The 8,132-nt window shown below is 33.3% G+C and carries 7 protein-coding genes; 2 read left to right on the forward strand and 5 right to left on the reverse strand.

The window, feature by feature from the left end; all coding sequences use genetic code 11:
- Positions 1 to 410 precede the first annotated feature (410 nt).
- The 5 genes from ACJROP_RS09485 to ACJROP_RS09505 all read right to left on the reverse strand — a co-directional run bounded on the left by ACJROP_RS09485 (position 411) and on the right by ACJROP_RS09505 (position 5,387).
- Positions 411 to 1,073 carry an ABC transporter ATP-binding protein gene (locus ACJROP_RS09485; protein ID WP_406535227.1) on the reverse strand — a complete coding sequence of 221 codons (663 nt, stop codon included), beginning with the start codon at positions 1,071 to 1,073 and terminating at the stop codon, positions 411 to 413.
- Entirely contained in the window at positions 1,066 to 2,220 is a 1,155-nt protein-coding gene (locus ACJROP_RS09490; protein WP_406535228.1) for an ABC transporter permease, read from the reverse strand. The genes ACJROP_RS09485 and ACJROP_RS09490 overlap by 8 nt, the downstream gene beginning before the upstream one ends.
- Positions 2,221 to 2,295: 75 nt before the next feature.
- Entirely contained in the window at positions 2,296 to 3,345 is a 1,050-nt protein-coding gene (locus ACJROP_RS09495) for an ABC transporter permease (RefSeq protein ID WP_406535229.1), read from the reverse strand.
- 108 nt (positions 3,346 to 3,453) lie between these two features.
- Complete coding sequence (locus ACJROP_RS09500) at positions 3,454 to 4,539, reverse strand: GHKL domain-containing protein (RefSeq protein ID WP_406535230.1); 1,086 nt, start codon at positions 4,537 to 4,539, stop codon at positions 3,454 to 3,456.
- A 134-nt stretch (positions 4,540 to 4,673) separates the two neighbouring features.
- The gene (locus tag ACJROP_RS09505; protein ID WP_406535231.1) at positions 4,674 to 5,387 is read right to left on the reverse strand and encodes a LytR/AlgR family response regulator transcription factor; all 714 of its coding nucleotides are present in this window, start codon (positions 5,385 to 5,387) and stop codon (positions 4,674 to 4,676) included.
- Between the two features lie 236 nt (positions 5,388 to 5,623).
- Between ACJROP_RS09505 and ACJROP_RS09510 the strand changes: the two genes are divergently transcribed.
- Both ACJROP_RS09510 and ACJROP_RS09515 read left to right on the forward strand, forming a co-directional pair.
- On the forward strand, positions 5,624 to 6,175 hold the full coding sequence (locus tag ACJROP_RS09510) for an RNA polymerase sigma factor (RefSeq protein ID WP_406535232.1): 552 nt from the start codon (positions 5,624 to 5,626) through the stop codon (positions 6,173 to 6,175).
- Positions 6,172 to 8,034 carry a hypothetical protein gene (locus ACJROP_RS09515; protein ID WP_406535233.1) on the forward strand — a complete coding sequence of 621 codons (1,863 nt, stop codon included), beginning with the start codon at positions 6,172 to 6,174 and terminating at the stop codon, positions 8,032 to 8,034. The genes ACJROP_RS09510 and ACJROP_RS09515 overlap by 4 nt, the downstream gene beginning before the upstream one ends.
- The last annotated feature ends 98 nt before the right edge of the window (positions 8,035 to 8,132 follow it).

Genomic DNA, 8,132 nt, shown 5'->3' on the forward strand with positions numbered 1-8,132 from the left:
TATTTTGCTTTCGTTCAACGTGAAATAGTATGATTTCAGCTTGTTGTCCGATATATACCTGATGAAATGTTCAAAGTTGTAATTCACGCTTGAAAATCCATTCAGGCACAGCACAGACAGCAGCAATCAAATAAATGATTCTTTGTATGGTTGCCCTCATTTGAGAATATTTCAAAAAATGCTTTTTTGCTTGCTTATTATACTTGTTTTGGTGTATAATGATTTCATGTGAATTACTCCCTTTCAGGTGACCGATGGTCTGTGTGGTTACTCACCATTCTATACCTTTTGGGGCGTAATTCACTTTTTATTTTTTTAACTCGGAAACTGCTGTATAACAAGAGAAAGTCAACAGACTTTTAAAACTGCAAACTATGTTGTAATATTTATTTTGTGAAATCGAAGAATGTTCATATAATTTTGCCATCGGAAATTTCTATTTTTCTCTGACACGCTTGTGCAATTCCCATATCATGTGTGATGATAATAATAGTTTTTCCATTTTCATTCAAGTTCTTGAAAAGTTCCATTATCTCGGCAGAAGTCTTTGTATCCAATGCTCCTGTCGGCTCATCGGCAAGTATGAATGATGGATCATTGACAATAGCCCTTGCAATAGCTACACGCTGTTTCTGACCGCCTGAGAGTTGATTGGCTTTTTTATTTGCTTGTTCTGCAATGCCTACTCTTCGCAGCATTTCCATTGCAATTTTTTTCATATTGGAAAAGTTATATTTATTATTAAAATAAAGGGGTAGCATAACATTCATTAAGACTGTTTTTGGTTCAAGCAAAGAAAAATCCTGCATGACAAATCCGATTTTTTCATTACGAAGCTTTGCCAGCTTGCTGTCTCCCAACATTGACACTTCAATACCGTCAATTTTTAAACTGCCACTATCATATTTGTCCAAAAGACCTATCATATTCATCAATGTTGACTTGCCTGCACCCGATTTCCCCATGATTGCCAACATTTCACCATTCTGAATATTAAGAGTAATATCTTTTAATGCGTGCATTTTATCATTGCCGATTTTATAGTATTTGTTCAGTTTTGAAATTTCAATCATTGTGATTCCTCCTGTAAATTTCGATAGGTGTATTTCTTCTGTAAATGAGGAAAGGCAGTATAATCGTGACGGCAACAGTTAAAATGCAGTAAACAACGGACAATAAAATATTATTATAGTCAACAACGCTTTGATTGTAGCCCATTTGACCGCTTTTTAATAAACCTATCACATACGAAACATAGACTATATTTATTAAAGTCGCAATAAGTGTGATAATACTTATCTCACAAAACAAGTATCCAAAGCTATTTTTTCTGCTACATCCGCACAAATAGTATATCGTATGCTCCCTTAATTTTTTATAGGTGTTGAGTGTTGCAATACTGATAAGCAGTATAGTTGATACAATCAAGAGGAATATGGGTGTTATCATTTGTTTTACGATGTTTTCCTTTATTTCTTTTTCGGTATTGTACAAAATTTTGTCATAGTTTGCATAAGAGCCTACGGTGTCCATATAATCCCTTACTCCTTCCCTTTGTGACTGAGTACAATCGTTTTTGTATATTACAAAATATGAGAATGAGAGAGAAGATATATTTATGTACTTATTGAGCAATTCTTGAGTTTGTTTATTATCATCAAAAATAACAAAGTTGGCTTGTACAAGGAAATTTTGTGTTGAAACGTTCTGGGAAATAGTATTGTAATCAGCCGAGAAGTACGGATAATCAATTTTTCCGATAACATGAACTTTTTGTTCAATAATATTTTTATTGCTGTGCAATTTTATGATAATATCACTGTTTATTGGAATATCATCAAAGATTGCTCCACATATTACGACATTCGGCATATTGTCCGTAAAACTTTGTGATGTAAACCACTTTCCCTCCGAAAGCTGTTTTTTAAAAGCTTTTTTCATACTTTCATTGTACATACTCAAGTTGATATTAACAGAACGATATTCCAATGTACTATTTTTGGTATAGGCAACACCATCTACCCCATTGAAAGCAGAAATATTTTCTCTGATACTGTTAGAATATTCAATCTGTTTATCATACTCGGGCGGTAAAGACAACATATCAAGCATAAAATAATCACTGTTTTTGAGATAATCATTTTCTATAATATACTTGGAAAAGTTTATATAACGATACTGTCCGACTACATTCTGCACAGCTATCAAGGCAACTGACATTATCACTACAAGCATAAGCGATGAAAATAAATTTTGAGAAAATGACGAAAAAAACAAATGCAATTTTTTCATTTGTCAGCCCTCCCTTATCTTTCTGATATTATTTGACCAGTAAACGAATATGAACGGAATCTGTATCAGAAAAGAAAGACCTATTGACATAAGAGAGATGATCATATAATCCTCAAAATTATAAATAATATTTTCATACATATTGACCTTTGAAAAAACACTCCGATAAAGCGATATATGAAGAATAATTGCTAACGCAGTGCAAAAAGTAGTGATAACAATATTTTCAAAGGCATTCATAAGTAAAATGTGTTTTTTTGAAGCCCCAACCATCATAAAAACAGAATTTTCATATCTTGCCGAATCCATAATATATTTCAGCAAAAACATAAATGAAATCATTGATACTACAAACACTGCCATTATTAAAGTAAAATCTTTCATGATATCAGAATCTTCAATTCCGTAAAAATTAGCAGGCGTTTTTACTTCAATATCGCTTTCAGGGTACATTTCACGGAATACTCGGTTCAGAAAATCGCCGTATCGGAACATCATATTTTTAGAAAATTTTTGAGATAAACAAATTTTGATACGACAAGTTCTCAATCCCAACGAAAAATATTTCTCGGCAGATATACAGTAACTATCCGAATTTTTCACAGCTTGCAGTTTATTTCCTTTTACGGTTATATCTTCACTTTTTCCTTTTGTATCTTCATTGAGAGATGTTTCAATTATCATTGTTTTTTTGCTGTCGGAAAAGTTAAGATAAAATGCAGGGTGCGTTTCTGTAAAGTCCATATCATCTTCACCATCGGCACTTATTACGGAAATTAAGCTAATATCTTGTATTCCATATTCCTGTTCAAAATCATGAAGTTTATCGAGTGACGATTTCGTCATATTGACAGGAACAGTGAAATCTGCTCTGTAAATGCGAAAAGATATGTCATCATCTGTTGAGCCGTTTTTGTAACTTAATATATTTCCGTAATAATAGATCATCATGAAAATACAAACAATACTGCCAAGCGTGTACAGAATGAAAATCAGCTTGTTTTCGGAAAAATAAGTAAAAATTCTTCCAAACACTAATCGTATAGTTTTCATTTCTTCTCCTTTCATGTCATGACAAGAGAAGAATATCAAAAATCAAGATGAGATACAAGTCTTTATGAAAAAACGATTGAAAAAATGAAAAAACGATAGGATTTTTTCCTACCGTCTTTGGAGCATGGCAACTGTTCGGAAAATATGATTTTCTTCAAGATACTCAAAATGCAAGTCCCCATGATATTTTTTGACAGTATCTTTGACACTCACCATACCAATGCCATGATTTTTTTGGTCTTTTTTGTATGTGACAAGTTTATTTTCCTCTGTTATCGGCTTATTATCACAACTATTCGATATTTCAATAAAATAAAGCTGATTTGTCTTGTTTGTATAACACTTACAGTCGATATTTTTTTCGCTTGAACGACTTGAAGCCTCAACAGCATTATCAAGAAGATTAGAAAAAATACAGCAAATATCTGTTTCTTCCATAAAAGAAAAATCTGTATGATTATGTTCAAAATTGAAAACAATGTTTTTCTTTTGACATTCTTCAAACTTTTGATTGATGATAATATCAACAATTCTATTACCCGTAAAATTCTTTCTGCTTTCAAAGATAGGTTGCTGTGACAATGCGGTAATATACTCGTGAATACCGTCTGCATTTGCCATTCCCTGAATGACAGTGAAATGATGTTTTATATCGTGCATTAGCTTCCTTGAATTGTTGTAATTATCTTGTAAAAGCTTGTAATGTTCGTAATCAAGCTTTTTCTTCTGCTCAATAAGGCTTAATTCACGCAAATTTTCCGACATTTTCACATAACTGTCATAAACTGTAAATGAAATCAAATTTATCGTAAGAAATACAAAAACGGATATTTCTGTCAATATGCTGTCAATATTTCTGCACTCGGTATAAAATACACCCGATACTCCTATAACGGATAAAATCGGTATGAACAGTAATAATTTTTCTTTCCGCATGATTTGGCAAACTGTAAAAATTGCCAAAGCAGATAATACAAAGATATATAGATTGGCTGTCAATCCCTCATTTTCAAACATGATGTCATTAAATCTATCCTGCATTACTAACCGTAAAATCAGATACCTTGCATAACTTATCACAAATAATAAAACCGTTATCACCAACGAATATAATAATTTTCGTGATAAAATCAATGTTACTATCAAAAATACAATGAAATATGGGAAGTAACTGCCCAAATACCAATACAACAAATATTTTATCAGATTTAACGCACTGAACAATATTATCAAGCGTTTATGTTTGATGTTTTCGATTTGCGATAAATACATATATTCTGAGTAAGAACAAAAGACAGATATAAAAATTATGGCAAGATTTTGTAATATCATCTGTTCTCCCTCATTTTCCTGTAAAAATCCTTTTTGAAAGTTCCGATTTTTCTTTGAGAGCCGTAAATTTTCATTGTTTTGCCGTTCTTGCACTGTAACATGATTTTATCTTCACATATTCCTGCAACGTAATTCAAATTTACAATATAGCTGTAATGAGGAGATGAAAAGCTGTTGCAGGTACTCAATTTTTTTTGCCATTCCTTTATGTTCGTATTAGAAGTGATAACATTACCTTTATCAGTTAAAACAGATGTTTTTCTGAGCGAAGTGTAAATACACACGATTTCATCTTCATTGAGTTCTGTTTCGATATTGCCCGACATAAAAACGATTTTTTGCGTTGTCCTCAATGCAATATCCAGACCTCTGAATAATCTTGTTTCATCAACGGGCTTTTCAAAGTATCGAAATACTTTCAAATCCATTGCATCATCTAAATATTGAGAATATGATGTTATGATAAATATTGTTATATCCGGACACTTTCTTTGTATTTCATAGCCAAGCTGTATGCCGTTCATAGCTTTCATCTCAACATCAAGAAAGGCTATATCCGTCATATTCATGTCAGACAAAAGCACTTCTTCGGCAGAATAATATTTTTTGATAATAAACTCTTTTTTTGAGCTTTCAAAGTATCTTATGATGATTTTTTCAAACCATTCCGCAAAATCCCTGTCATCATCACATATTATGATTTTTGTCATTTTGTTTCCACCTTATTGATAAATTCCCTGATTGTTTTTATTTTATTTTTTCAGATGGATTTTGTCAAGTAATATTGACAATTTCGTTCTATATAACTAATCGTATTTTATCCCAAAAGGTTACATTATTATGAAAAAAATTTTTTTAAAAATGCAACGCCGATAATATATTTTCGGTCTATAATAATAGAAGGCAAACAAAGTCGGATCAATGAAACTTCCGGGAGGGCAGTAGTATGGATGACAACAAGATCATTGAGCTTTATTTTGAGCGTGATGAAAATGCTATCAGCCAAACAAAAGAATGTTACGGTGAACGGCTGAAAGCATTGGCATATCGTATTCTTTGCAATAAAGAGGATGCGGAGGAATGCGAAAACGATACATATTTGAAAGCGTGGGACACTATCCCGCCACAGAAGCCGAAATATTTTTTTGCTTATCTTGCGAAGATATGCAGAAATACCGCTTTACACATGGCTGAAAAAGCACAGGCTCAAAAACGTAATGCCGTTGTGGTGGAGCTGACAAAGGAACTTTCAGAATGTCTGCCAGACAGTAAATATATTGAACAAACGGCAGAAAAAGAGTTGAGTGAAGTTATAGGTGCATTTCTGAAAAGCGTATCGCAGGAAAATCGTATCATCTTTATCAGAAGATACTTTATGACCGAGCCTGTTGCGGATATAGCAAAAATTCTCGGCATCAGCGAAAGCAAAGTAAAAAGTTCACTTTTCAGAACAAGAAACAAACTCAGAGAATATTTATCAAAGGAGGAATTGTTATGAATGAAAACAAACTTTTTTCGGCTATCGGCGGCATTGATGAAGAATTGATAGATGAAGCTCTCAAAGTTTCCGCAAAAAGAAAAATATCTGCCGTGAAGTTTCTCACAGCCGCTGCTGTATTGGTGTTAATTACATTGTCGTCGGCAATTCTTATCAATCTCGGCAGACAGTCACAGATAACAGTTCCGCCTGCCGACAGCAGTTCGGAAAGCAACTCGCAGGACGAATATCAAAAAGCAGTTGAATACTGCAAGGAAAAAAATATATTTATCGAGGGACTTTCAGAAGATGATGTGAACAGGGTATATAAAAATGTGAGCAGTTCGGCATTTGTCAAACGCAGTGATGAAACATCGGACGAGTGCAGGCAGTTCATTTACAACTTTATCACAAATTATGATAAAAAAGTTTCTTCCGAAGGTAAGGAGATATTAAAAAGTATATTTGACCTCTATTCCGGAGTAAATCTTACACAGGAACAATGCGAAAAAATATATGAAAGCATGGTTCAGCAAAAGGAAGCAAATGATTTCGTTGATAAATTTTCATCGTATTACATGGATAAACACGGTATTTCAAGAGAAGATTATTTTGAAAATGAGGATTTAAATTCCGGAGATGCACAGGAAATATTAAAGAAAAAAGCGGAGGCTATGGAACAATTTGCGGAACAGGTCAATTACAATATTATGCGTTCACTTTTTTACAAATATTACGGTTTGGAAATGACTATGGAACAGTATGAACAGGAATATGAAAAATCCCTCGAAATATGCAAAGAACGTAAATCTTTTACAGATGACATGATGTCAAATTACAAAGGCGATAAGCATTTTATGTCAGCGGTAGATCCTGATCAGGTGTGGGCAAGTATTTTTGATAAGTATGGTTACTTGAATTTGACAAGAGAACAGTATGAACAGATATACGAAAATTTTGAAAATCCTTTTAAACAGGCTGTGATAGCGGGATTGGTCGATGAAAATACACCTTATATCACTATGGAACAGGTCAACGAAATTGTAGCTGAGTCTGAAAATGCTCAGGAAATTTATGAAAAAATGTGTGCCATTCGTCCGCCTGACAGCAATTTTATAGGAAGCGGAGTATACGGCGGTGCTACATTCAAAATAAACGAACATGAAAACATTTATTGTGAATACGGTTGCGTCGGTGTCGTGGCTGTGCATTATCGCAAGCACGCAAACGGTGGAGATATTCTCAAAGAAAAATATCTTTTTCCGACAGGCTCGGAGCTTGAAAAGTTTTTGCCTTATGCTGTTGAAGAAAATGATGATAATATAACCGAACCAAAAATAACAATAGGCAATCCCGAAAAAATCGGAAATGCCTATATTGTGACGGTGACTTCTGATATAAAAGAGCCTTTTAAGCTTGTTTTGGAAGAAGATGTTACAGGCACAAGCGAAATTTATAAACAAACAGTCTTGATGATAGACGGCAAAGGCACTTTTGAAACAGAACATATCGCTTCTTATCAACCTGTCGGATACTTTATCGGAGGAACAACAGTTTCCGAAAAGAATATAAAGACTTCTGTGTCAAAAGGCTATTCCGATATTTTAAAGGACGGTCAGCTTTATACAAAAATAACATTAAGTATGACTTTTACAATGGAGATACCTGATTTTTCGGAAAGTTCGGGATATATCATTTATGATATTGAAAGCGATTCAGGTGAATATGTTTCAAATGTGATGGATCACATGATACTGGGACAGAACAGTAAAAGAATTAGCCGTTCATTTGAGGTAAAGGACAAAACTGAAAATTTCAATGTAAAAATTATTCCGAAATATTTTCTTTCCGATAAATTAAGATACTTTAAATCCTACTAATACTTTGTAAAATCTATAGTAAACGTCAACGGATATTACTCATTCAGAGTGGAGAGTTAAGAGTTGAGAGTGGAGTTATTGCAATCCAAATTCTTGAT

Origin of the sequence: Methanobrevibacter sp. (genome assembly GCF_045220775.1) — an archaeon.
Lineage (GTDB): Archaea > Methanobacteriota > Methanobacteria > Methanobacteriales > Methanobacteriaceae > Methanocatella.